Here is a 22449-nt window from a genome sequence, read left to right on the forward strand (position 1 = left end):
CGTGGAAGTAATCAAGAGAGCGATAACACCCTCTGAGTTTTGCTCTCTTTCATTCCTCTACTTACCCCCAAGGAGATCTATCATGCAATTGAAATATCGTGGCTGCTCTTACAACTCCAACTCCACCAGCGCTCAAGTGGCTCCCTCCAACCCGACCCTTATTTACCGAGGAGTCAAATATCAGCCAAATTCTGCGGCTCCTCAGCGTGCAACATCACAATGTCAGATCTTGACCTATCGGGGATCAGTTTACTTTGCTTGCTAGTGCTTTGAAACTATCAGGAGCGCGATCGCACCCTCACTTTACCCGCGATCGCGTTCCTCAGCAGTAGCGTGATGGTTTTCAACTTTCAAAGGGCTGGATCACAATTCCACCAAACCGGTGCTCATCTGCCCAGCACTTTACGCCTTCGATGTAGCAGATGTGGTTTTCATTCTCCTCGTCTGTTTCCTCGACTACTGCTTTGAATCCACCGCTGAATGAGACGTTATAGAAGCCCAACTTTCGCCCTTGATCGTCACAGGCTTTATCGAAACAGTTGTGGCAGACTGATTTTGGGTATCGCGCCCAATGTGGTACTGAAGTTGAACAGATGGGGCAGGGATGAAATTCGGTTTCGCTCATATCGTTGGGATTGCTAATTGTGCTAGGGTCAGCAGTCATCAAAGCTCATTTCTTAGGTTTGAGTTTGTCACAATCGCGATCGCTCTTTGTACCATCGGGCATTATGGTATTGCAGAGCAGCGTCCCATCTAGAATTGGCTCAAACATAATTGCGTCCTTCAAGTTAGCGAAACTTAGATTTGTATCTCTGAGATCCGCCATACTAAGATCTGCTTTACTAAGGTCTGTTCTACTAAGATTAACTCTTCTTAAATTTGCTGCACGTAAGTCTGTTCCGCTCAAATTTGCTCCATCTAAATTTGTCTTTTCCAATCTTGCAAGATTCTCATAAGACCGAAAAATCATCACTCTAGACGGCTCCTTATTCCCCATCTTGCGCTCGGCTGACAAAATTGAATCCGTATCAGGTAAATTTAGATCAGATAGGTTGATCCCAACTAGGTCAACCCCAGCTAAATCGATTTCAGATAAGTTGCTTCCACTCAGATTTGCTTCTCTTAAATTCGTTTGTCTAAGATCGAGGACTGGCTTTTTCGCTTGAAGAAGTTTCGCTTTATGTAGAAACTTGATTAGTTGTCCTTGTCGCTCTCCATCCAGTTCTCTCAAAGCTGTTAACGTTCGTGCCTGTGCAACAATTCGAGATTCATCATCTGCGTTCGCAGTCCGTAGCCCCCGATCAAATAACAACGTCGAAATCTGGTCAAAATACCGATTCAGCGTCTCTTGTTTCGCTCGATCGTCTGCAATCTGCTGATCCTTTTCCCGATTCGCCTGGGCAATCTCCAAATCTCTCTGTTTCGACGTTTCCTGCAAATAGAACGCACCGATCGCTAAAGCAGTCGGCACAATCAACAATTGCAACACATCCCACAGCTTTTTTTCCTTAAAGCCTGCCCAGTTCCAAAATCTGTGAAGCGGCGATCTCTTTTTCTCATAACGAGACTTTGCGGCTGAAGGCAATGAAGGACTTGTATTTTTTTGTAACTCTAGCTTTTTTTCTGAATTATTATTCGTCGATTCTGGGGGCGTTGGTTGCGTCATCGTTGAAATGGAGACTCAATACTCAACTGATACAGCCAATTCCTTGAGTATTTCAGAATTCTCTGTGGTTAATTAATAATCTCTGTCGCAACATCGCCCCTCACAATTCCGCCTGCTGCGAATACACCCCGTCTTCACGAATCGCTCTCCATGCTTCCTCACGGTCGGATAAGCCAACCATTGAAGTGGAATTCCTGTCATCTTCCAAACCAGCCGACCAAAGGAGTGCAATACATCTGAGGCTTCGTCTAAACTCGGCTCAGCGATGAATTCTTTCAGTTCTGCTGTGAATGCTGACCACTGAGATCGAATTTTTGGAGGATGACAGCGATCGTAGGCTGCCATACCAGTTCGATAGTGCTTGAGAATCTCGAACATAGAAATGTTTTCCCTCATCATCTGGAAACTACAAGCAAGCAACATGCTTAATCCTTTTGCACCCATACTGCCGGATTTCCGGTTTTGAAAGTTGTTCTAAAATGCAAAGTCTTGAAGGGGTTGAGTTAATATTTTCCTGAGTTCTCAAAATCCTTTCAACAATATCTCAAATGATCAAAATTTCGGGTCAACGGGTATTACTCCATGCTGCAATCTTACTGGCGACAGCAGGAATTGCTTCACCTGCGAGATCTGATGAAGTCTGGGACAGTGACTATGGCAGAGTGGTCTATCAGGCTGATCGAGGAAAAACTGCGATCTTGACGTATGGTGATGCTGTCCAAGGGGCACTATTCATTGACGGATTGGCAGGGCAGCTTCAAGATCGAAGAAACTACTCCGGCTACTGGAGCCAATCGACCTCAAACGTTCGGTGTGAGACTTATCGTGAGGGGCGCAATGGGCAAAAAACCTACTACTGGGGGACTGTGCATATTCAATTTCTTGACTCGGAGTTTCCATCTCGATGGTCTGCCATGATCGGATACTGTGATCAACCAAAAAAATTGGGCTGGAGAGCATCCCCAATCGTCGGAGGAGTTCAACAGCCTTTGAAATTTCCTTGATATTGAAGATTAGTTTCTCTAACGACATTTTTGAAGCCTTTAAAGTAAGCATCTCGAACGTCACTTAATTTTTGGGCTTATTGGCTCCTGGCATTCCATCGGGTGTGTAAACCACAGCACTGGCATCAATTCGCCCAATAATGGTTAATGCTGTAGTTGCTAGTATGACAACCATTTGCGCGATATCATTCAGATCAGTTTTGCCCGTGTTCTGATAAGCCGTAATGCTTTTGGCAATGAGAGGAGCAATAGATGCGATCGCAGTCAGCACCGCGCCCCAAATTGTCTTGCTCTGAACCATGCTTTTGGAAGGGACAGACGAGGGAGAATTAGAAGTTTGCATCGAGTACTCCGGGGAAATGGTCACATTCATACCATAAATCTTCAGTAGAGTGCCTCTTCTGAAAATGTTTTCAGGCTCGACAATGGTAAAAGATGTGTTGATCGACTTCCTCTAATCGTTGCTGCCAATCTTTCAGTTCTTCGCGTGTGAATTAAGGCAGAATCTCAGACATAATTCTGGGTGAAAGGGATAGATAATTCACCTTCTCATCGGCGATAAAGCTGATTTACGATCTCCCAAAGAGTCGTTAAAAATTGCGCCTCGTCGCTGTAAGTCACGCTTTTCATCTTCGGAAAGTCCTAGCCCTTCACCAAGTTGAGCGGATTCAACGATCGCATCTCTCAAATCTACGTCTGTGAAATCTACATCTTCAAGAATCGCATTTTCTAGGATTGCATTTTTGAGATTCACATTTTTGAGAATTGCGTTTTTGAGAATTGCATCTTTGAGAGTTGCTGCACTAATATCCGCTCCGCTCAGATTTACCCCAGTTAGATCTGCTCTTTCTAAGATGGTTTGACTAAGATTCACTCCGCTCAAATTTGCTCCACTTAAATCCAATCTGCGTGGAGTGTTATTATTTCTGCCTTGTCGTAGTATTGCTCCAGTTCTCAATCTACCTTGATATTGCGTGAGAAGCTTCCTACCTACTTCATTGTTGTTATTGACCAGTTGATGAACCAGATACCACTTAGGATGCATACTTGTTTTCTCATCTATGGTTACGTCTTTCAAGTTTGCACCACTTAGATTTGCAGATGTGAGATTAACACCACGGAGGTCTGCTCTTCTAAGATTTGCATCTTGAAGATTTACATTAACGAGTTTAGCTTCACCAAGACTAGCACCACTAAGATCTGCGCCTGCTAAATCGGTGTGCATGAAATTTGCCCCTTTTAGATTGGCGCAAGTGAGATCAGCACAGGTTAATCTAGCATTACTCAGATCAGCACTACCAAGGTCCATACCACTAAGATCAGCTTGAATAAAAGCGGAATTGCTGAGATTAGCGCGCCGAAGAGTAGCACAGATGAGAACTGCATAACTGAAAATTGCATCAGTGAGATTTGCCTCAACGAGACCAGCACTTCTAAGGTTGGCACCTGTAAAATTAGCCCCTTCCAAAGTAGCACCATTGAGATTTGCACCACTCAAGTTGGTGCCACTAAAATTAATACCTCTGAGGTCAGCATATCTCAAGTTAGTTCCACTTAAGTCCGCTCCAATAAAGTCTGTTTTCAGATTTCGACCAAAAAGTTTTGCTAACTCACAGAAGTTATCAGTATCCGCTTGTTCAACTTGTCGAACGAACTTTTGAAATTCTTGAAACTCTCGTTCCTCAATCTCGAACTCTTGTCCGTTCATAGTTGCATCTCCACTTGACTTAAGTGTGGCTGTAGTTTTCTTTCAACAAACTGTTGGAAGAAAGCCCTTTCAATAAACGCTGACTTGTTACGGCTTAAATTACTCGCGCCCAGAAGGCCACCTGATTCGATTAAGTATAGGTCGGACTGCATTCTAATTTGAAATGTTGCTTTTACATAACAAATCTCATCGGCTATCTCGACTATTCCTAATCGCTCCTGTGTTAGTTGACCTTCGAGAATACCTTGCTCTCCAGTTTTTGCCTCGAATACCCAAATTGGATTCGTTTCATCTCCTCTGGTGCGACACTGATAAACTTTGCGCTTCACCTTGTCACTCTGTTTGCTAGTTCCTTTGTCTTTCAGCCCTCCTGACATTGCAAGATGCGCTTCGATTTCCCGCCCAGTCTCCCGCCCGGTTTCTATCTCAATTTCAGTCGCAAACTCAGATTTCAGTCCCATCGTTTCCAGCGGGATTTCGCCATTTTCAAGCTTCAACTTAAGCTCACCGCCTCGTAAGCCAAACTGAACACTACTGCCTAATTTAGGCGTTTTTATTTCGTGCCTACCAAACCGAATTGTAAGTTTGAGGTCAACTTTTCTACGATTGCCACTTTGATATTGAGTAAAAATTGTTACTAACGGTGAACGTCTTTTTTCATCAAGAGGTTCGTTATGTAATTTCATGAAAACACAGTCTGGAAAGCGATTGGCTGGTTCAACGCGAGAGGTGGGTATCTGAGTCATGATTTCTGACACTGAAGAAGTTCCACTTATCACTCTGCTTTTAGGCAATAAGCGGCGCGACCAGTATCATTTTAAGCAACCGAACAGTTCGCTGGATAGTTCACCAAACATGCTTGTTGTCACCATACAAAGTGAACGATGTCACTTTACTTACGTTCCCTTCTCCAACAATCTCAACGTCTCCCGAATCGGCGATCGCATCCCATAAACCGAATTTTCCACATCCGCATACTTCGCCTTGGGAATATACCGAGATCGCTTCTGTCCCTTCTCTTCCCAGTGCAACCAAGCCTGTTTCGTCTCCCAGATATCCCCATTCTTTCGCTTACGTCGCACGGTATGAAACTCGATCCACCCACAAGAATGTGTGCTGGGGGGTCTTTTTCCCGTAGTGTCATCCTCACCCCCCAGCACTCTTTTTGTAGCGTGTCCATTTGGGGACGATTCCGACTTCTCCTGATCAAAGAGATTCAGTTGCAATCGAGTTGAATCACGCTGATGTCCAGCGAGTTCAACCGACTTCTGATCAGGCTGTGATTCATATTCCGCAGGTGATTCGCAGACAGAAGAAAGACGATAATTCATACCGCTCCCTCTGATTTCTCAGCTTGATCGACATCCGGCTCTAGAATCACTTGCTGATGATCTTGTTCAGCTTTCTGAGTCTCTTGCCAAGTGCGATCGCGCTTCCTCAAATTCATTTGCTGAGTCAAGTCCTGAATTTTCGCTAAAGCCTGCCGTCTCGCCTCAAACTGGTTCCGTAACGTAATGCGCCACTGCTCCCGATTAATGCGATCAAGTTCGATACAGATCTCGCGTTTAAACCGCCAATCAATCGTTCCCGAAACTCCTGGCGATGATCCCTGTACCCAGTTTCCAGCTGAGCAGTTTTGGCAAAGCGGTAACTTATCCTCATTTGGTTTGTAATCCGGGACGATCAAGGGCATCAAACTACTTGCAATGAATCCACTGTCTTCACAGCAAAAACAAGTCCATTCCGGTCGCCACATTTGACGATCGTGCTGTTGCTCTGGAGAAGAAATCGGTTCTCTGGGAAATTGAGGGAGGTCTGACATGATGAATCCTCCCTAATACAAGCCTTGTTGCTGCGCCCATTCATAGAACGATCTGCGCTTCCGTTTCTCAGCCTGATCGCTGCATAACCCGATCCAACCCAACCCCTCATCATTTAGGGCAGCAAGGTACTCGTTTTGGAGCGAATGTACTGACAGTCAATATCGGGCACAGGCGTGGTGGAACGCTCGATTTGGAACTGCTCCCACAACGTTTTGAGGTGGGCTTCGATCCATCGGTTCGGTAAAGTTGGACGCTTTGGTAATTCTTCTATTTTCTTCTTACAAAACTTTTCAAACTTCTCTCTCTCTGCTTCTGGGATCTGAGAGAGAAATGGATCAGTTTGATCTTTCTGATCTATATGAGGCGATCCAGAATCTATATCTGGTGCGGGTTCTAGCGCTTCATTTTCTCGCTTTTGAGACAACTTTCTCAAATTTGAGACGACTTTCTCATTTTTGATACTGGAGTCTCGTTTTTGAGACAACTTTCTCATTTCTGAAACTTCTGTCTCATTTTTGAGACTATTTTCTGTCAAAAGTTTTCTAGCTCCGACTAAGTTGCGGAACGCAATCTTGGCAGGTTGAGTATCGAATAGTCCTAGTTCTTGAAGTCGTGCGATCGCTCTATAGAACGTTGGCTTAGAAAGATTGCACTCGGTCAGTATGGTTAGTAGATCGAGGTCTTGGTAATGCTCACCAAAGGGATCGATCGTCACTAAATAGATCCAGAGTCGCCATTCTGCGGCAGTTAATTTGGCAGCACGAAGCGTTTGAGCCAGTTCAGCAGTCAGAGGATAATGTTTAGACATCTTGCACCTCTGAAATCGTAATCGAACTGAATGAAGGCTGTGTGTGATTTACTACAGATAGTGAAGATTTCTCACTCTGGATAGATGCCGGGTGAGTAGGCGAAGATTGAGTATTCATAATTTAGAAAACAAGTTACTTGTGCCCTATCTGCTCCAAACAGGTAGGGCGTTTACTTTCTGAAGGTCAAACGCTTGAGAGATTAAGAAGCTGCTTTCTCAGGCTCAGTTGCAATGAGTTGCTTGATTCGTTCCTGCACCTTTCTTGCGAGTGCAGCATCCTGTCTTCTTAATTCCAGCCCTTTGAGCAGGTCTGTTTTCTCCATTCCTAGCTGTTCAGCAAGCACGTTTAAGCTTCGTTCTGATAGCCCTCTCGATTTCGTCCATGCCGCAAAATCACTCGCTCCAAACCCAGTCAGAGCGGCAAGATCAATATGACGGGCATAGCGAATATCTTCGATCGTCAATTTCACCGAAACCTCTTGAGAAGTCTTCATGTGATGAGTTTCCATTTAGAACGAATAGATTATATAAAAATATAATCTATTATACTTTTTTATAATCACGGAAAGGGGAAGGTGACGATTGCACAATAAAAAATCCCCTGCCGATGACAAGGGACGAGATTCGGCTTGATCGTGAATTGAAGCTAAACCTACTCTTCTTCCTTTGCAGCTTCAGAAGCAATGGTTTCATCCTTGTAGGCTTTAGCGACCAGATTTAGCATATATTCGCGCTGCTCTTGGGTGAACACCTCAAGAATCTTCTCTACGCTGTCTATTCTTGGATTCTTAATTCCATTGCGAAAGTGGCTAATTTGTGTAGTAGTTAAACCAGTTTTCTCAGCAATTTCAAGTCCGGTCAGTTTAAACCGAAACATTGTATCCCTAAAAGCATTCGCGAACTTCATTGCCAATAGACCTGCTTCATATGTGAGTCATAAGTAATTGTCTGATACACCAACCGTATTCAGATTCAACAATCTTTTACTTGAACCTGTAACAAATTACAAGATCGAAGAATCTAGAATTGTATTTTCTTATAATATATTATCTAATAATATAATCCTGATGAGAAAGTAACTAAGGTCATGTTAGCCCTATTCAATCTTGCAGGCGTATAGCCTTCAGGATTTTATCGCCACTTTGTTCGCCAGCAAATTTCCTCTATTCTAATCTGGAGTTCCAATTGAGACTTGCTTCTCTTCTACAGGAAACCGCAGCCCGATATCGCTCAGCCGTTCACAGGGTTTTAGAAGATTGGTCGCCCGTATGTGGATGCGATCGACCTGGTTCTCACCCAACCTGTGAAGCCTGTCCATGTCTGCCTGTCTTTGAAAGACTTTTAAGACAAAAAATGCATGAAAAGACGATTGAGCCAGGAACTACCCCTTCAGCCCGTAATAAAAGTACCCATGCCGCGACCGACCCGACCTCTATTTCCAGATCACAAGTTTGATTTTGGCGATCCGGCTTGGGTGGTTCCGATTCAGCAAGGAGGAACGATCGAAGCAATATGGTATCGACAGAATGATGATGCTTGGCTATATCGTCTCACTGGGCTGAGCCAACCTGAAAAATGGTGGCATGAAGAAAAGCTAGAGAACGCTTGTCCAGATTGCGGTCAGTCCTGGAGCGGTACGAGAACTTGCCAGTGTGGACGATCTCCAGATGAGTGAAACAGAGCCTACAAAAGAAAAAATGATCCGCTTCACTGCGGATTTGCCTGAATCTCTGCATCGTCGTTTCTCGATTTATGCAGCGAGAGAAGGCAAGAATAAAGTTGTACTGTTGCGGGAGTGGCTGGAAGAGAAGCTTAGAAACCGTGGGTGTTGATTTCAGCTCTCTCAATTAAGAATTGTGAATTAAGAGAACCTTATTCGGGTTTTCAAGTCTGCAAACTTAAAGTCTCGCGAGGGTATTTGATGATGAACCGCAAACTTGCTATCGTGCTGTTTGCTCTGCCCTTCGGAATGTCTGCTGCATTGACTAGATCTGCATCGGCAACTGATCAACTTGACAGACACCCCTCTGTCGTCGTAGCCCAACGATACGACGATCATGACGAGCGGTGGAACAACGACCCACGCTACGATAACCAACGTGACCGCAACCAGCAATACAAAGATCATCGGAATCGCAATCAACGACACGAGGATCGACGAAATCGCGATCGACGAGAGGCGATTCGTCGTGAGCAGCTTCGGAAGAATGAACTTCGGCGGCAAGATGGTTCTCGACGGAATGATTCTCGGTGGGAGCAGAATCGTCGTGATAACGTCCGCTGGGATCGAAATCGCCCTATCGATTCTCGCTGGGATCGAAATCGCCAAAATATTCGTAGAGTCTGGATTCCTGGACACTACGAGCGCGGCTTTTTAGGCATTGGTCGTCGCTGGGTTGAGGGTCACTGGGAAACCCGTTAAATTGCTTCAAAGCCTGTGAAAAGATCGCATCTACTACTCCACAGGCTTTTTTGTTGAACTCTCTTAGATTCGGTTTATGGCAACCTGAACCCTTTGAACAAATTCTGACTCTCGATCGCACGTCATCACCAATTCATCGATCGCTCTTGTCATTGCCACATAAAGCAATCTCGCTTCTTCTTCAGGGGAGCGATCTTTAGTCGGCATAAATCCCACACCCGGAACGAAGACCACCGGAAATTCTAATCCCTTGCTAGAGTGCATTGTTACTAATTTGATGCTTTGAGCAGTGGGATTGTAATTGCGGCTCTCGCTGTCACGATTCACCCATTCGATCGGAATGCCGACCTGTTCAAACTCACTGTAAATATTTTCACCCATGAATTTAGAGCGGTAGACGATCGCCATTTCGTTCCAGGCGATTCCTTGAGCATTGAAGCTTTTCGCGCGATCGATCAAATATTCTGTCTCTTTTCTAAAGCTGGGAAGTCGAATCAATTTTGGAAGAGGTAATCAGAATTATTGTGGGTTGTAAACATTACTGAACTTTTTTCTAGGATCTCCGGATATGGGGTAGTAATGCAGTCATTCTGAGGGGTTAAGTGTAGCAAATGCGACTAGTTATTTGATTTTCAATATGAGAGCGTTCTTTGCCACACCCTGCCAGATTAAGGGAGTCCTAGGATGAAACGATCTACTCGTCCGTTATGGCGTTTGATGACTGCAATCGCTACAGGTTTCGGAATTTCTACAGTAATCAATACTAGTGATTATCAGGGCTACTGGTATGGAACAATACGACGGGTTCAAACAGTTGACCTTAATATTTTGTCTCACATAGCACCTGCAAAGTTGTCATTAGCCTTAATGAAAGGTGACACTGACGAGCTAAAGCGTACTGTGGACAGTAATTATGGGCTGTTCGGACTTGTCGTGACAGACTGCACAACGACTCAAACTGAATGCCCTGGTCAAAAAATCCTTTTTGCTTCAAACTCGAAGAACCAGTGGAGATCGAGCTTAACGGTGGAGAGCTTACCTCAAAGTTCCTACGATTTCTTAATGAATCCACCCCCAATAAAAACGGAAAAAAGCTTTAAGAGTCCACACGAAGAAAATCGGGACGCAACTGGTAACAGAAACTCAGGTCAAATTATTGGGCGCGTTTACTATGTTCGCGGTATTCCGCCCACATTTCTAAATGATTATTGGCGTTGGATACAGAATCCTTTCAGTACGAGTGGCACTCATAAAGCTTACTTTGTGAATTCAATGCTGTCTCTGAATGTGGCTTTATTGGTCTGGGTCTTGGTCGAGTTTTTGCTTTATAGAAAACGAGTTCGGGAGGCAACTCTTCTTCGCGATGCCCAGAGAGTACAATCAGACCTTCAAGTTCAATTACAGGAAAAGTCCTCTCTTTTGTCAGAGCGAGAACAATACCGAGCAAAGCAAGAGAAGCGCAATCAAGAGTTAGAAGCTGTAATCGCTCAATATCATAACAAGCTAATCCAAACGGAATTAGAGCAGCAGCATAATGTAGAGCATCTGAGAAATCTAGAACTCCAGCTAGAAGAAGCACAGCAAGCGAAAGTTGAAGGACGGGAGCAGTTAGAAACAATCGTTCTGCTTCAGAACCAAATTAGTATTCAGCAACAGGAGAATGCAAAAACCGCTGAAAACCTAACGCGCTTACGTCATGATCTCAAAATTGCTAATCAACAAGCAGCTGAATCGAGCAACCGAATTCAAACCCTAAATGCTTCCATCGCTGCTCTCTCTCAAGAACGGAATGCAGCTATGGAGCATTCTACTGCCCTAGAAACTGAGCTTCAGGCTACTCGTACTCAGATGATTCAATCTACCCAATTACTCAGTACGTTACAACTTGCCAGCCAAGAAACAAGACAATCTCAAAGGTGGGGAAGAGATTATGAACAGTGCCTCGAAGATGATAACCAACAACTCAATCAATGCATTCAGCAGCTAGAACAAACACGTCAATCTATCTCTGATGAGCGTGATGACCTGCAATTCGAGGTTTGGGATTTGCAAGAGCAGCTAGACTGGCTTCAAAACCAATTCAAGGTTGCTCACATCCATCAACCTCCTCGATGGGTAGCACCGGATAGTTCAGGGCTAGATTCGTCTAATCTTCGTATTGCGATCGTGGGAGGACACCAAAGAATGCGTAACTGTGTATTGTCTCGACTTGAAAAATCTGGGCTAAACAACGTTGTCGAAATCCCCCCATTTTCTGAGAAGACGATTGATCAAAGCCGTCTCAAAAAAAAGATTTCTGAGTGCGATTTAGTAGTTGTAATTACGCGCTACGTAGGACACGAATTAACTGGAATGGTGTCTAATTTAAGGGAAAACGGTTCACTGCGGGGTGAGATAATGAATTTGAACTATAGGGGCGTAACAGGAGTAACCCGCGAAATTCTTGAACATTTGGGCGATTCATGCTCATCGAATTCAGAAGACGATATCGCGTAAAAGCGTACAAGTACTTATGACCGAAGAATCCTTCTACGTAAGAGAACCAATCTCTCAACCTCTAGACCGCTTCACCAAAGCCGAAAAACTCGAACTTCTGATGTGGCATCCTCTCTTCACTGGGAAATGTCCTTGTTGTGGTCAAAAACTCGCTGAGTCGATCGCTGAATGTGAGTGTGGTTGGAAGGATGAACTTGAAACCAAACCTTGATTAGTCCGGCTCGACTGCATGTTGTCACAACGAATCGAAGCTGCTTTCTAAGCAATCATAGAAACTAGCTGATATTATATTATAATGTGATTAATTATATTATAATATAATCTCGATTGGCAGAATATAAGGATTGTAGGAGCAGCTATCTTGACTGAGAAATATATCTCTGAAAGCCAGCTTAAAGAAGCAGTGCGTGCAGTATTGTCCGAAATGTTAGGTCTGGGAATCACCTCTTAAGTTCCTGTTACGCGCCAGTGGTTTGATACCGATCCGGCTTATCAACTGTTGGGACTAAAAGACGCTGAGCAGTTGAGGGAAGCGGTTCGTTCTGGTCTTTTACGAGTGGGACATGAAGTTCGCGATCGTCGTAAGCCTCAAGCAAGACTACCTCGCTATCAATTTCACATTGATAAATGTCAGCAGAGGCTTTCTGAACGTCCTGAACGGCGACGGGCAGGCTAAGGCGGCTTAGGTCTATCCTCATCTCTTAGCACATCATCATAAACCTGTTGATGCTGTTCCTTGCTAATCCAACGATTATAAGTTTGCCAATGAATTGTTGGGCTATGCCCCATATAAGCAGCCGCCACTGCGACAGGTAACTTGAATACTACTGATATCCGAATTGCATAAGCATGACGCAAATCATAGGGAACAAAGGGAATTCCTGCGCGTTTGAATGTTCTGGAAACTCGTTCGCTATAATCCTGATTGATTCGTGCAGTAAGCTTAGGAAGCTTCTTATTCCAGAGTTGCCATCGTTCTACCCATTCTGGATAGAATGGCTAGACCTCTCGTGTTCCAGTTTTACCATCCGTTACTTTTGCGACTAGAATCCGTTCTCCGGACTCACTATCTCGCCACTCAAGCTCAGTAAAAAATACTTCGTGATCACGAAGCCCATAGGTTGCCATCAATGCGTAAAGATATCTCTAAGCAGGGTTAGGAAGCTGTTCAATGGCTTGAGAAATAATCTTATCGGTGGGAATCGTTCTAACGACTTTCTTAGGACTATAGTTTCCGATGTAAGGTCCGACATCGACTTCAATTTGAGCGAATCTCGCAAACTGTCGTAGGACGGTACAAGCAATCTGTCGTGATCTCGTGTTTGGCTTCGATCTTTGAGCAACTGAAATTATTGCAGATGGGCTTAATTCAGATGTTGCAGGTAGCCACTTCAAAGCAGGATTATAGTAGCGTTTTCTCCAAAGTACTTCCGCAGCTTCAGGCGTTTCGGCTTTTAACTGAGTATCTAGACAATACTGCTTAAATTTCTCAATTCAGGCTTGACACGTAGCAATGTCTGAATTTTCTTCACGATCTAAATACAACTGCCAATCAAATTCCTTGCAGGCAATAAGCGCACCCAATTTTCGCGCTTCTGCCTCTGCCCTTTCCAAACCAGCGGGGTTCGCATAAATTTTGAGCGAAACATCCTGTTGATGAAACTGGATTTTATGAGAATTTGGCTTAGGGGGAAGGGTCGCCCGCAGGTAAAGGCGATTTCCCTTTTGTCGAACCGCCGCTCCAACATTAGCGGATCTCAACCGCTCATTGATTGCCTCAACAGTCAATTTACCCTTAACCACTTACCCTGTCTTCCCTAAACTTTCCCTAAAATATAGGGTATATTCTGCCATATTCCGGGGTACTCCCGGATATTCAGAATGCCTGAGATCCTGACAGGGTATGGGTTAGAAGAAAGCTGGTGACAAGACTCGAACTTGCGACCGGCTGATTACAAATCAGCTGCTCTACCAACTGAGCTACACCAGCGTGTACGATTCAGCAATTAGACATCATTGACTTGAGTAGCCATCAATTCATATTACTGCGCGCGATGTATATCGTAACAAAAGATTTGCATCGCGCACCACTTTTTTCAAAAAAAAGGCGTTTTTGTTGTCAAGTTGATCGTTTCGCCTGTGATCGGATGGGTGAATCGAATATCTCGTGCGTGCAGATGTAAGCGTTGATCTCCTTGTGAATTCCCATACAGTCGATCGCCGACGATCGCTGATCCTAATCCTTGAGCTGCATGAACCCGGAGTTGATGCGTTCTGCCAGTAATCGGTCGAAATTCAACTTGGCATGAACTCAGGACGCGAAAATAGGTCAAACAGGGTTTACCAAACTGATAATTGACCTTCTGTTTTGGACGATCGCTGGGGTCACTCCATAAAGGCAGATCGATCTGACCTTCTAACTCAGCAATTTCTTTTTCTAAGACCGCTGTGTAGACTTTATGAATTTGGCGCTGTTCAAATTGCTGGCTTAAGTGTTTGTAGCTGTGTGAATCGCGCGCCAGAATCAGTAAGCCAGACGTGTCTTGATCTAATCGATGTACGGGGATGAGCGGTTCAGAGAAGCGATCGAGAATACAATCCTGCCCATATCGCCCTCGGACGGAAAGCAACCCGGCAGGTTTATTGACGACAACGAGGTGATCATCCTGATAGACTGTCTCAATCGAACTTGTGCCAGCAAGCAGAAATCCGAGCATTGGCTGGCAACGCTCCACGCAGGCTCCATAGAATTGTCCTGGAATTTTGTCTCCCATCGGTTCACCCCACCAAAACTCAGCCATTGCAATCGGCTTTAAATCATGAGTTGCAGCGTAATGTAGAAGCTTAGGCGCACAGCACTCTCCGGTTCCCGTGGGCATTGAGGTGAGAAGCTCGCTGAGCGATCGCGTTTCTCCAGCAAAATTTTTCACTCGATAGCTAGCGTGCATCTGTGCTTGAAGTTGCTGCGAGAGTCGCTTACGTTTTTGTTTAAGCTGACGAATTTGTTCATCAGCTTGATCAATGATTTGTTTGAGTGGAATGAGATGTGAATCGCGATCGCGTTTTAGATTGCGTTTCTCAATGCCATCGCGTTTGCTTTGCTCATCTAATTCAAAGGTCAGATCTAGATTGTGTCGTTGCTGTTGGCGTTCGAGTTTGCGTTGGTGATGAAGGATTGAGAGTTGTTCAAGTTTCTGCTTGTATTCTGTCTCTAGGAGTTTGTACTGCTGACGCTCAGGAATACTAGAGAGTTGAATTAATTGCTGCTGAATCGAGTTGAGTTGGGAGAGAGTTCTGGCTTCTTCGAGTTGCACTCGATCGCGCCCTGGAATTGGTGGAACCCAACCTTCAACTCTGCTTTGTCCATTCAGTAACCCAGAAAAGGCTTTGAGAATGTGTTGCTCTCCAGAAGCAGACTGAGCTAGTAAAACGCCGTACATTTTACCTTCGCAGGCTGGAAGATCTTGCATCAATTGACGCGCGATCGCTTCGACAAATTTTGTGCGTGGTAGTCGTAGGAGAGTATTTGAGTTTGGACAAATTCCCTCATACCAATAGGTAACTCCATCAGGATCAAGCTGCGATCGCATGTTTTGCTAAAACGCCTTCATAGTAGTTCTGCAATTGCTTGGTTGCAGATGACCAACTCCAACGCTCTGCTTCATGGCGGGCATTTTGGCGAATCATTTCTCGCGTTTCGGTTTGAGCTAAGAGCGATCGCGTGGCAACGATCGCACCATTCTCATCGGTCGGATCGAAGAGATAGCCATTCACGCCATCTTCCACAATGTCAGGAATTCCACCTGAGCGAGCCGCGACCACTGGACAACCTGCTGCCATTGCTTCGAGCAGCACTAAGCCTAAAGTTTCAGTCCGAGACGGAAAAACAAATGCATCAGACGAAGCAAAGGCAGAAGCTAGCTCTTGACCTGCTAAGTAACCCACAAAATTCGTATGAGTACCAGCAAAATGCTTTTCTAACACTTGCCGATTTGGACCATCGCCAACTAGAGCTAAGCGAGCATTGGGAATCGATTCGAGCACAGGTTTAATGCGATCGATTTCTTTTTCGGCTGAGAGCCGCCCCACGTAAAGTAACAATGGAGCTTCGGGATGACCTTGAGAAAGCCGCGATCGCATTTCTAAACTTGCTAAATGAGGCTGAAAGGTTTCAGTATCGACTCCTCGCTGCCACAGTCTCACGCGCTCAATCCCGTGCTCGGTCAATGCCTGCATCATGGCAGTAGAGGTGCAGAGATTGATTTCTGCTTGATTATGTCCTGCTTTCAGCAATTCCCAAAGCACACCTTCTAAAGCACCTAGCCCATAGTGCTGAAGATATTCTGGTAAATGGGTGTGATAGGAAGCAACGAGCGGAACATTGTGTAATTTGCTATGGAGTAAGCCTGCTAATCCCAACACTGCGGGATTGACGACATGAATTAGATCAGGTTTGAATCGATTGAGTTCATCCCCGATCGACGGTCGCGGAAAAGCCAGCTTGAGTTCTGGATATAAGGGGAGCGGAACGCCTGAAACGCCGTGAATTCTTGCGCCCTTATATTCGGTTAGACCTCCATCAGGCGAGAACACAAGGACTTGATTGCCCTGTCTTTGCAGATGATCGACAGTATGTTTGAGTCGGGTAACAATCCCATCAACTTTGGGAAGAAATGTCTCTGTAAATAGAGCAATCCGCATATTCAAAATTTAGTTCGATGTTTTCTCAGGTAATCCACACAATCCATGAACTCCAATCGCGACAATCACACCACCGAGTAACACTCCGAGTCCTTCTGCAAAGCAGTTGATTCGATGACGTACTTCGGCAGATTGAGCGATCGAGAGTTCACGCGCTCCGGCTCCAGTTCGGCTCAATTGCTCATAGTTGCGATAAGCGCGATCGAGGGCTGCCCATTCTGGAAAAAGATAGAACGTGCTAATGACGATCGCACTCAATCCAGGCACGATCGTGGTCAGTAATAAGAGCAGCCCTCGATGGTTCATTAGCGCTTCCAAGTCACTTTCGGCAGAATTTCATCGTGATCAACGCGATCTTTGTATTTAATCGCGAAGTTCAACAATGAATCGAGTAACGAGTCAGAGAGATAGTGAGGCTGCAAGCCTAAATCCAGCAAATTGGTATTTTTCGCGTTGAAGTAATGCTCTTCTTTTTCAATTCGAGGATTGTCAAAGTTTTGAACATCAACTTTCAAGCCCATGGATGACCCTGCTTTCTGAATCATGCTGGCAATTTCGCCTACGCCAAACAGTTCAGTAAATTGATTGAAGACGCGGAATTCTCCGGGCTGTGCTGGAGTCTCGATTGCGAGTTCTACACAGCGCACCGTATCGCGAATATCCAGGAATCCACGAGTCTGTCCGCCTTTTCCATAAACGGTTAGCGGATGTCCGATCGCTGCTTGAATACAGAATCGATTCAACGCTGTTCCAAATACGCCGTCATAGTCGAGACGGTTAATCAGCATCTCATCCATGCCAGTTTCTTCGGTCAAGACTCCGTAGACGATTCCTTGATTCAAATCAGTGGCTCTCAAGCCCCAAATCCGACAGGCAAAATGGATATTGTGCGAGTCATGCACCTTACTGAGGTGATACATGCTGCCGGGCTGCTTCGGATAGGGCAGGGTATCTTTGCGTCCGTTGTGCTCGATCGTAATGTAGCCTTCTTCGATGTCGATATTCGGCGTACCGTATTCGCCCATTGTCCCGAGTTTGACCAAATGACAATCGGGGAAGCGCTCTTTCATGATGTAGAGCAAATTCAGCGTTCCGACGACGTTATTGACTTGAGTCAGAACGGCATGTTCGCGATCGATCATCGAGAACGGGGCAGACCGCTGTTCGCCGAAATGCACGATCGCATCCGGTTGGAACTGATCCATCGCTTTGCTGAGAAATTCGTAATTTGTGATATCGCCGATGAAAAGATCGATCGTCTTTCCGGTAATGTCTTTCCAGCGTTGCAAGCGTTGTTTAATTGGTGCGATCGGGGTGAGGGTATCAATGCATAATTCATTGTCCCAATGCCGTCGCACTAAGCTATCGAGAATGCCGACCTCATGACCTCGATTGGACAAGTAGAGGGCAGTTGCCCATCCACAATAGCCATCACCACCAATTACTAGGACTTTCATCTTGCTCAATCTTTTCTGCCGATACTTTGCCAAATCTATCAGGTTTCGGCACTCAGAAGATCGCTTCTAGCAACGACTTAGAGTGAATCTCACTCTAAACCGCGCTACTCAAGGAAAATCTCTATCCTGGGAATTATTTTTTCACTCGGTCTAAGTATCCTAGATCACGTCATACTCGGATTTCATCGGCAAAACTCGCCCAGCGAACGAATTCAAACTGTCCTGCAACCGATCCCCAAACTTGCTCATCGGTCTGTGGGTCACGCCCGCGATCGAGACTGGTAAACCACGATTCGTTGATTTCAAATTCGCTATCGAGATAGGTTTCTTGCCCTTTGCGAGTGACCATACAAGCCTTGCCGGGTTCGATGCTGCCTTTGAAACTGCTGCCTGTCCAGTGCACGATCATGTTGCATCCCGGCATTTTCTCAAACTGGTCGGGGCTGAGTTCTTTCAGGCGATCGAGGTTGCGGGATGCGCCGTAGAATTTTTCTTCATCGCGCACGTGATAATTTTCAATTTCAATATGATCGGCGTGTGCCACTAATTTCAAGGCGCGCAACCGATAGGGGACATTGAGCATGTAATCGTATGCCTGTTCGACAAAAAATCCAATCCCACCGGGCAGTTCAAAGGGCAACGGGCGCATACACACTCGAATGTGAGCATACATGGGCGGATTTTCAAATGCCTGTTGTTGATTGCTAAAATCGGCTGCCATCCAGCGCGCTAGGGTGGCGATATCGGTAGAGTGTGACATGCGATTTATATATAAAAGACGTGCGACTTAAATTGTAGAACGTTGCGTGGGACAAAGACTTAGCCTTTTAACCCTGTCAGTCGAAAGAGGAGAAACTGTGTAATTTGCACGAGTCCATTGAAATTGTCGTCGCTCACCAAGATGAGACTCTGAGAGCCATCCGGGAATCGTGCTCCCAGAGTCATGCCTTCTAAATTATCGAGCCGTACACCTAACGTATTGAGGTCTAGGAGCAACTCTTTGCGCGCGGTTTGTACGCCTGTCGCATCGCGCAATGTTTCGATCCTGGAAGTATCGCTGGCGGTTCCAGTTTCGACTTGAAACAGTTTCGCTTGAAATCCGCCGAGTCCTAGAGATCGCTCTAAACTCAAAAAGTGTCCGCCCTGGTCGATCGAGAGTAAATCGGTCAATCCGTATTCGATCGTATTTGAGGGTTTGGGATCGAGCGGGTAGGCATGTTCAGAAATCAGAGCAGCGCGATCGCCGATAAACTGATAGTGCAAGATTCGATTCAAAACGCTTTCGCTGCGGTTCGGTAAGGATAAATCTTGAACCAGGGGAGCTTCCAGCGCTGCAAATAGGCGATAGGGTTCAGCGGGTGGTGCAGTCGCAGCCCCTGCATTGAGTGACATCGCTTCAAACGCACGATTATTTTGGATACCGCGCGTTTGTTTGATCCCTAATTCATCTGGAAAATAAGCGTCTGGCAGTTTTAGTTTTCGCTTCAGTTGTCCGGTTTGTAGATCGAATTCTCCAAGAAAGGGAGAGATGCTTTGATTCGCTGCACCTTCGCTGGAAATGAAGACGGTTTTCTGAGGAGACAAGGAGATTGCTTCAGCATCGATCGTATTGTTCTGAAACGGCTCCCCGTTCTCATCTTTCAGGGTTGTGACGTTTTGAATTTCAACAGATTGCAGGCGCGGGGTTGAATCGATGTTCAATTTCAGCGTGTAAAACCGTGCAGGGTTGCGATCGCTGCGATCGTCTGAGACCGCATAATAAAGATCATTTTTACGATCGTAAGTAATCCCTGAGAGTCCTCCGACTGCCGTATTTTGAAATTGCTTATCAGACAAGGTATGGCTGCCCAAGAATTCCACTTGCAACGGCAAAAACAGTCGATCTTCTGCTTTGACCTGGGGCAGACTGCATCCAGTCAAACCGAGAAAACAACAGACGATCGCGATCCAAGAAACCCAGCGACGCATTGATCTTTCCCTTGAAAATTCCTGTTTCACTTTAGCGCGGATAGCTCAGAGTGTTTGAATTTGTCTGTCTCGATCGTACAGCGCATTGGCTGATTACTATTTCACCGTGTTCATTTTGCGGAGTGAAGAGATGGAGAGAACCAAGCTCTGATTGCTTCCTATCTTCCCATCCCCTTATCCAATTGATTGTAGTGAACTACTACTTGCTGAACTAGCTCAGAATATGGGTTGGCAAACCATCAATACTGACCTGATTTTTATCGTGCCAATACTGTTGAATTCCAGCTTCTCCTTTCTTCTCTGCCCAATCGACGAGCGTTTCTCGATCGCCCAAATGCTCATACAGGGGAACGCCAAATCCGCAAGACGTTTGCACTGCCTCCAGAGAAACCTTCACCACCTGTCGCGCCCCTGGTATCGGCTCAAATAATGAATAAAAATCCTGCCAATCATGATCTCTAGGGCGAATGACACAGCCTGTGCCGTAGAGCCGCAGAATCATCGGTTTCTCGGCGAAACTGCAAAACATAATCGTCATCCGCCCATTCTCGATCAAGTGAGCGCTCGCTTCATTTCCACTCCCCGTGAGATCCAAATAAGCAACTGTATGAGCATCCAAACATCGAAACGAATTCATGCCTTTTGGAGAGAGATTAATTCGTCCTTGAATCGGCGCAGTTGCAGTAAAGAAAATATGCTGTGCCTGGATAAATTCCTGAAGAGATTCGGTCAGTTCCGGATAAAACTTTGCCATTGAATTAAATGACTGAGGAGCGATTCAAACCTTATCATTTTTCTGGAAATGAATCGCTCTTATTCAGAGCTGATGAGCATGGTGTTAGACCTAAATCAGTTGTAAAGCGAGGTCTGGAGTGTGATTTTCTTAATAATCCCCACTCCCCACTCCCCACTCTTTCTAGCTTTTACAACTCAAGCAGAATCACCTTAATATCCACTAATTTGATGACCCGTTGCCGTGATTGCCTGTTTGAAGGTTTCTTCTGAGGCTTTTCCTTCTACCGTGACTGTTTTTTGCTCCAGATTAATATCTACTTTTGCGTCAGGTTCGTGTGTCAAAATCGTGTCTTTAATATCTTGTGCAGCTTCAGGGCTATTAAGAGTCGGAACGTGTAGTTTGAGTGCCATAGTTATTTATCCATATCGACGCTCTCTATCCTGTTGAACTCTCAGCAAAGTTATCCCTCGCTACAGATAGATTTTGTTGCAGAGTATTTCACTTTCCGGATCGAATTCCCAAGATAGCGGATAACAGAACTACGGCTTGACTGCATATTTTTTGCGACTGCTCCCTATTCAAATTTTATGGATCAATTCAATTGGTAATCCTGTTATGACGATTCAACGTGGCATCGTTGCGGCAAGTTTTCTCGCGTTCGCCTGTGTTCTTCCCGTGCAAGCCTCCTCCGCTCTCTTAACTCGGGGTGAAGTCTACAAACTCACGAATCAAGCGCAATTGCTTCAGCGCAATCGTCCGGCACGTCCAGCTCGACTCTCTGATGTATTAGTGCCCCAAGATGCAATTAAAACGGCAACGCGATCGAGAGCCGAACTCCTTTTTAATGAAGGCTCTCTCGCCCGAATTGGTTCAAATGCAATTTTCCGATTTATCCCCGGAATGCGCGGGTTTCAGTTGCGTAATGGAACCGCTTTGATCATGAGTCCGCCGACTACCGTTGCAACGCGGATTGAGACATTAGATGGAAGTGCGATCGCAGAATTACCTCCAAGCGCGATCGATGCTCCTCCAACCAGCGAGCAATACCAGACTCGCAGTTTAGCCATGGTAGTTCACGTCGATGGTGCAAACAATAAAACTCAGTTTTTCAATCTCACGAATAATCCAATCAAGATTTTAGACAATAAAGGCAACTTCATTGTGATTAATGGTGGAGAAACCGTAACAGTACAAAATGGCGTGATTGGGAAAATTAATACCTTTGACTTGAGAAAGTTTTATCAGACGAGTTCACTTTCGGCAGGGTTAGCACCTGCTCAAGAAAGCCTGATTGCTCAAGAGCCTGCGAAAGTTCAAGCTACTTTGAATTTAGTGCGCGTTGCCACGATCTCAGCGTTAAATCTGCAAGCGCGCAAACTCGAAGGACTTTGCACATTAAATGCTCGGGGAGGAGCAAGCACGCTCAGCACAAATTGCATCACAACCGATTCTGACGATCCGCTGCGAGACTTTCAAGATCGGCGCGATGTCACCACGCCTCGACCTGAACGGCAACCGCCTGTAGATGTCGTTGTGCCAACCACTCCACCCATCACTCCCGACACCAATCCCAATACTAATCCCAACACCAATCCCAACACCAATCCCAATTCTCCAGTTGGCGTTCCTGTCTTCGTTCGCCCTAATTAATTCACTTGGT

Annotated in this window: 29 protein-coding genes and 1 tRNA gene; 7 read left to right on the forward strand and 23 right to left on the reverse strand. The window is 45.4% G+C overall.

From position 1 onward, the window contains the following. Window positions 1-82: 82 nt before the first annotated feature. Window positions 83-265, forward strand: coding sequence for a DUF4278 domain-containing protein (locus ACMUEV_RS13495; RefSeq protein ID WP_190648779.1), 183 nt, complete (start codon window positions 83-85; stop codon window positions 263-265). Window positions 266-343: 78 nt separating this feature from the next. Here ACMUEV_RS13495 and ACMUEV_RS13500 read toward each other — a convergent pair whose 3' ends face one another. The 3 genes from ACMUEV_RS13500 to ACMUEV_RS13510 all read right to left on the reverse strand — a co-directional run bounded on the left by ACMUEV_RS13500 (window position 344) and on the right by ACMUEV_RS13510 (window position 2044). After that, on the reverse strand, window positions 344-664 hold the full coding sequence (locus ACMUEV_RS13500; RefSeq protein ID WP_190648776.1) for a hypothetical protein: 321 nt from the start codon (window positions 662-664) through the stop codon (window positions 344-346). A gap of 6 nt (window positions 665-670) precedes the next feature. Beyond that, window positions 671-1666: a pentapeptide repeat-containing protein gene (locus ACMUEV_RS13505; protein ID WP_190648773.1), complete on the reverse strand. Its 996-nt coding sequence runs from the start codon at window positions 1664-1666 to the stop codon at window positions 671-673. Between the two features lie 72 nt (window positions 1667-1738). Next, window positions 1739-2044, reverse strand: a complete 306-nt coding sequence (locus ACMUEV_RS13510) for a hypothetical protein (RefSeq protein WP_199329319.1) — start codon at window positions 2042-2044, stop codon at window positions 1739-1741. A 170-nt stretch (window positions 2045-2214) separates the two neighbouring features. On the opposite strand from ACMUEV_RS13510, the gene ACMUEV_RS13515 reads away from it, so the two are divergent. Beyond that, window positions 2215-2670 (forward strand): hypothetical protein, encoded by a 456-nt coding sequence (locus tag ACMUEV_RS13515; protein ID WP_190648770.1) that lies wholly within the window; start codon window positions 2215-2217, stop codon window positions 2668-2670. A gap of 64 nt (window positions 2671-2734) precedes the next feature. On the opposite strand, the gene ACMUEV_RS13520 is transcribed toward ACMUEV_RS13515, so the two are convergent. From ACMUEV_RS13520 to ACMUEV_RS13555, 8 genes are all read right to left on the reverse strand, one after another. Next, window positions 2735-3013 (reverse strand): hypothetical protein, encoded by a 279-nt coding sequence (locus ACMUEV_RS13520; protein ID WP_242044277.1) that lies wholly within the window; start codon window positions 3011-3013, stop codon window positions 2735-2737. Between the two features lie 198 nt (window positions 3014-3211). Beyond that, entirely contained in the window at window positions 3212-4378 is a 1167-nt protein-coding gene (locus tag ACMUEV_RS13525) for a pentapeptide repeat-containing protein (RefSeq protein ID WP_190648767.1), read from the reverse strand. Continuing rightward, the gene (locus ACMUEV_RS13530) at window positions 4375-5064 is read right to left on the reverse strand and encodes a hypothetical protein (protein WP_190648765.1); all 690 of its coding nucleotides are present in this window, start codon (window positions 5062-5064) and stop codon (window positions 4375-4377) included. Before ACMUEV_RS13530 ends, ACMUEV_RS13525 begins: the two co-directional genes overlap by 4 nt. 210 nt (window positions 5065-5274) lie before the next feature. After that, window positions 5275-5709: a hypothetical protein gene (locus ACMUEV_RS13535; protein ID WP_190648762.1), complete on the reverse strand. Its 435-nt coding sequence runs from the start codon at window positions 5707-5709 to the stop codon at window positions 5275-5277. Beyond that, window positions 5706-6200, reverse strand: a complete 495-nt coding sequence (locus ACMUEV_RS13540) for a hypothetical protein (RefSeq protein WP_190648759.1) — start codon at window positions 6198-6200, stop codon at window positions 5706-5708. Before ACMUEV_RS13540 ends, ACMUEV_RS13535 begins: the two co-directional genes overlap by 4 nt. 113 nt (window positions 6201-6313) lie before the next feature. Further along, window positions 6314-7009, reverse strand: a complete 696-nt coding sequence (locus ACMUEV_RS13545) for a hypothetical protein (RefSeq protein WP_190648756.1) — start codon at window positions 7007-7009, stop codon at window positions 6314-6316. 200 nt (window positions 7010-7209) lie between these two features. Continuing rightward, entirely contained in the window at window positions 7210-7503 is a 294-nt protein-coding gene (locus ACMUEV_RS13550; RefSeq protein ID WP_415354707.1) for a hypothetical protein, read from the reverse strand. Window positions 7504-7661: 158 nt separating this feature from the next. Then, a complete protein-coding gene (locus ACMUEV_RS13555) occupies window positions 7662-7916 on the reverse strand; it encodes a helix-turn-helix domain-containing protein (RefSeq protein ID WP_017288588.1) in 255 nt (84 codons plus the stop codon). A gap of 504 nt (window positions 7917-8420) precedes the next feature. On the opposite strand from ACMUEV_RS13555, the gene ACMUEV_RS13560 reads away from it, so the two are divergent. The 3 genes from ACMUEV_RS13560 to ACMUEV_RS13570 all read left to right on the forward strand — a co-directional run bounded on the left by ACMUEV_RS13560 (window position 8421) and on the right by ACMUEV_RS13570 (window position 9431). Further along, window positions 8421-8684, forward strand: a complete 264-nt coding sequence (locus ACMUEV_RS13560) for a hypothetical protein (protein WP_190648056.1) — start codon at window positions 8421-8423, stop codon at window positions 8682-8684. Continuing rightward, on the forward strand, window positions 8677-8841 hold the full coding sequence (locus tag ACMUEV_RS13565) for a hypothetical protein (protein ID WP_348251627.1): 165 nt from the start codon (window positions 8677-8679) through the stop codon (window positions 8839-8841). The genes ACMUEV_RS13560 and ACMUEV_RS13565 overlap by 8 nt, the downstream gene beginning before the upstream one ends. A gap of 89 nt (window positions 8842-8930) precedes the next feature. Beyond that, on the forward strand, window positions 8931-9431 hold the full coding sequence (locus ACMUEV_RS13570) for a hypothetical protein (protein WP_190648058.1): 501 nt from the start codon (window positions 8931-8933) through the stop codon (window positions 9429-9431). A 63-nt stretch (window positions 9432-9494) separates the two neighbouring features. On the opposite strand, the gene ACMUEV_RS13575 is transcribed toward ACMUEV_RS13570, so the two are convergent. Then, window positions 9495-9929 (reverse strand): 3'-5' exonuclease, encoded by a 435-nt coding sequence (locus ACMUEV_RS13575; protein WP_190648061.1) that lies wholly within the window; start codon window positions 9927-9929, stop codon window positions 9495-9497. 186 nt (window positions 9930-10115) lie between these two features. On the opposite strand from ACMUEV_RS13575, the gene ACMUEV_RS13580 reads away from it, so the two are divergent. Continuing rightward, window positions 10116-11927 carry a hypothetical protein gene (locus ACMUEV_RS13580; protein WP_190648062.1) on the forward strand — a complete coding sequence of 604 codons (1812 nt, stop codon included), beginning with the start codon at window positions 10116-10118 and terminating at the stop codon, window positions 11925-11927. Window positions 11928-12385: 458 nt separating this feature from the next. Here ACMUEV_RS13580 and ACMUEV_RS13585 read toward each other — a convergent pair whose 3' ends face one another. The 11 genes from ACMUEV_RS13585 to ACMUEV_RS13635 form a co-directional block, all read right to left on the reverse strand. After that, window positions 12386-12625: a hypothetical protein gene (locus tag ACMUEV_RS13585; RefSeq protein WP_348251630.1), complete on the reverse strand. Its 240-nt coding sequence runs from the start codon at window positions 12623-12625 to the stop codon at window positions 12386-12388. 796 nt (window positions 12626-13421) lie between these two features. Next, a complete protein-coding gene (locus ACMUEV_RS13590) occupies window positions 13422-13730 on the reverse strand; it encodes a hypothetical protein (protein WP_190648068.1) in 309 nt (102 codons plus the stop codon). A gap of 114 nt (window positions 13731-13844) precedes the next feature. Then, window positions 13845-13917, reverse strand: a tRNA-Thr gene (locus tag ACMUEV_RS13595). A 106-nt stretch (window positions 13918-14023) separates the two neighbouring features. Next, window positions 14024-15517: an RluA family pseudouridine synthase gene (locus tag ACMUEV_RS13600; protein WP_190648070.1), complete on the reverse strand. Its 1494-nt coding sequence runs from the start codon at window positions 15515-15517 to the stop codon at window positions 14024-14026. After that, window positions 15501-16628, reverse strand: coding sequence for a glycosyltransferase family 4 protein (locus ACMUEV_RS13605; RefSeq protein WP_190648072.1), 1128 nt, complete (start codon window positions 16626-16628; stop codon window positions 15501-15503). The genes ACMUEV_RS13600 and ACMUEV_RS13605 overlap by 17 nt, the downstream gene beginning before the upstream one ends. Window positions 16629-16637: 9 nt before the next feature. After that, entirely contained in the window at window positions 16638-16934 is a 297-nt protein-coding gene (locus ACMUEV_RS13610) for a hypothetical protein (protein WP_017288575.1), read from the reverse strand. After that, a complete protein-coding gene (locus ACMUEV_RS13615; RefSeq protein ID WP_017288574.1) occupies window positions 16934-18085 on the reverse strand; it encodes an NAD-dependent epimerase/dehydratase family protein in 1152 nt (383 codons plus the stop codon). The genes ACMUEV_RS13610 and ACMUEV_RS13615 overlap by 1 nt, the downstream gene beginning before the upstream one ends. Before the next feature lie 169 nt (window positions 18086-18254). Further along, a complete protein-coding gene (locus tag ACMUEV_RS13620) occupies window positions 18255-18845 on the reverse strand; it encodes a chromophore lyase CpcT/CpeT (RefSeq protein ID WP_190648074.1) in 591 nt (196 codons plus the stop codon). A 59-nt stretch (window positions 18846-18904) separates the two neighbouring features. After that, window positions 18905-20053, reverse strand: a complete 1149-nt coding sequence (locus ACMUEV_RS13625) for an esterase-like activity of phytase family protein (RefSeq protein WP_190648076.1) — start codon at window positions 20051-20053, stop codon at window positions 18905-18907. A gap of 211 nt (window positions 20054-20264) precedes the next feature. Further along, a complete protein-coding gene (locus ACMUEV_RS13630; RefSeq protein WP_190648078.1) occupies window positions 20265-20807 on the reverse strand; it encodes a pyridoxamine 5'-phosphate oxidase family protein in 543 nt (180 codons plus the stop codon). Between the two features lie 191 nt (window positions 20808-20998). Next, the gene (locus ACMUEV_RS13635) at window positions 20999-21199 is read right to left on the reverse strand and encodes a heavy-metal-associated domain-containing protein (RefSeq protein ID WP_017288566.1); all 201 of its coding nucleotides are present in this window, start codon (window positions 21197-21199) and stop codon (window positions 20999-21001) included. A 205-nt stretch (window positions 21200-21404) separates the two neighbouring features. On the opposite strand from ACMUEV_RS13635, the gene ACMUEV_RS13640 reads away from it, so the two are divergent. Further along, window positions 21405-22439 (forward strand): hypothetical protein, encoded by a 1035-nt coding sequence (locus ACMUEV_RS13640; RefSeq protein WP_190648079.1) that lies wholly within the window; start codon window positions 21405-21407, stop codon window positions 22437-22439. Window positions 22440-22449 lie beyond the last annotated feature (10 nt).

The organism is Leptolyngbya sp. FACHB-1624, from assembly GCF_047649235.1.
In the GTDB taxonomy this organism is placed as follows: domain Bacteria; phylum Cyanobacteriota; class Cyanobacteriia; order Leptolyngbyales; family Leptolyngbyaceae; genus Leptolyngbya; species Leptolyngbya boryana.

Coding starts and splice junctions, on each gene's coding strand:
- ACMUEV_RS13495 (WP_190648779.1), top strand. CDS start 83: ATGCAATTGAAATATCGTGGCTGCTCTTACAACTCCAACTCCACCAGC.
- ACMUEV_RS13500 (WP_190648776.1), bottom strand. CDS start 664: ATGACTGCTGACCCTAGCACAATTAGCAATCCCAACGATATGAGCGAA.
- ACMUEV_RS13505 (WP_190648773.1), bottom strand. CDS start 1,666: ATGACGCAACCAACGCCCCCAGAATCGACGAATAATAATTCAGAAAAA.
- ACMUEV_RS13510 (WP_199329319.1), bottom strand. CDS start 2,044: ATGTTCGAGATTCTCAAGCACTATCGAACTGGTATGGCAGCCTACGAT.
- ACMUEV_RS13515 (WP_190648770.1), top strand. CDS start 2,215: ATGATCAAAATTTCGGGTCAACGGGTATTACTCCATGCTGCAATCTTA.
- ACMUEV_RS13520 (WP_242044277.1), bottom strand. CDS start 3,013: ATGCAAACTTCTAATTCTCCCTCGTCTGTCCCTTCCAAAAGCATGGTT.
- ACMUEV_RS13525 (WP_190648767.1), bottom strand. CDS start 4,378: ATGAACGGACAAGAGTTCGAGATTGAGGAACGAGAGTTTCAAGAATTT.
- ACMUEV_RS13530 (WP_190648765.1), bottom strand. CDS start 5,064: ATGAAATTACATAACGAACCTCTTGATGAAAAAAGACGTTCACCGTTA.
- ACMUEV_RS13535 (WP_190648762.1), bottom strand. CDS start 5,709: ATGAATTATCGTCTTTCTTCTGTCTGCGAATCACCTGCGGAATATGAA.
- ACMUEV_RS13540 (WP_190648759.1), bottom strand. CDS start 6,200: ATGTCAGACCTCCCTCAATTTCCCAGAGAACCGATTTCTTCTCCAGAG.
- ACMUEV_RS13545 (WP_190648756.1), bottom strand. CDS start 7,009: ATGTCTAAACATTATCCTCTGACTGCTGAACTGGCTCAAACGCTTCGT.
- ACMUEV_RS13550 (WP_415354707.1), bottom strand. CDS start 7,503: ATGAAGACTTCTCAAGAGGTTTCGGTGAAATTGACGATCGAAGATATT.
- ACMUEV_RS13555 (WP_017288588.1), bottom strand. CDS start 7,916: ATGAAGTTCGCGAATGCTTTTAGGGATACAATGTTTCGGTTTAAACTG.
- ACMUEV_RS13560 (WP_190648056.1), top strand. CDS start 8,421: ATGCCGCGACCGACCCGACCTCTATTTCCAGATCACAAGTTTGATTTT.
- ACMUEV_RS13565 (WP_348251627.1), top strand. CDS start 8,677: ATGAGTGAAACAGAGCCTACAAAAGAAAAAATGATCCGCTTCACTGCG.
- ACMUEV_RS13570 (WP_190648058.1), top strand. CDS start 8,931: ATGATGAACCGCAAACTTGCTATCGTGCTGTTTGCTCTGCCCTTCGGA.
- ACMUEV_RS13580 (WP_190648062.1), top strand. CDS start 10,116: ATGAAACGATCTACTCGTCCGTTATGGCGTTTGATGACTGCAATCGCT.
- ACMUEV_RS13585 (WP_348251630.1), bottom strand. CDS start 12,625: ATGAGGATAGACCTAAGCCGCCTTAGCCTGCCCGTCGCCGTTCAGGAC.
- ACMUEV_RS13600 (WP_190648070.1), bottom strand. CDS start 15,517: ATGCGATCGCAGCTTGATCCTGATGGAGTTACCTATTGGTATGAGGGA.
- ACMUEV_RS13605 (WP_190648072.1), bottom strand. CDS start 16,628: ATGCGGATTGCTCTATTTACAGAGACATTTCTTCCCAAAGTTGATGGG.
- ACMUEV_RS13610 (WP_017288575.1), bottom strand. CDS start 16,934: ATGAACCATCGAGGGCTGCTCTTATTACTGACCACGATCGTGCCTGGA.
- ACMUEV_RS13615 (WP_017288574.1), bottom strand. CDS start 18,085: ATGAAAGTCCTAGTAATTGGTGGTGATGGCTATTGTGGATGGGCAACT.
- ACMUEV_RS13620 (WP_190648074.1), bottom strand. CDS start 18,845: ATGTCACACTCTACCGATATCGCCACCCTAGCGCGCTGGATGGCAGCC.
- ACMUEV_RS13625 (WP_190648076.1), bottom strand. CDS start 20,053: ATGCGTCGCTGGGTTTCTTGGATCGCGATCGTCTGTTGTTTTCTCGGT.
- ACMUEV_RS13630 (WP_190648078.1), bottom strand. CDS start 20,807: ATGGCAAAGTTTTATCCGGAACTGACCGAATCTCTTCAGGAATTTATC.
- ACMUEV_RS13635 (WP_017288566.1), bottom strand. CDS start 21,199: ATGGCACTCAAACTACACGTTCCGACTCTTAATAGCCCTGAAGCTGCA.
- ACMUEV_RS13640 (WP_190648079.1), top strand. CDS start 21,405: ATGACGATTCAACGTGGCATCGTTGCGGCAAGTTTTCTCGCGTTCGCC.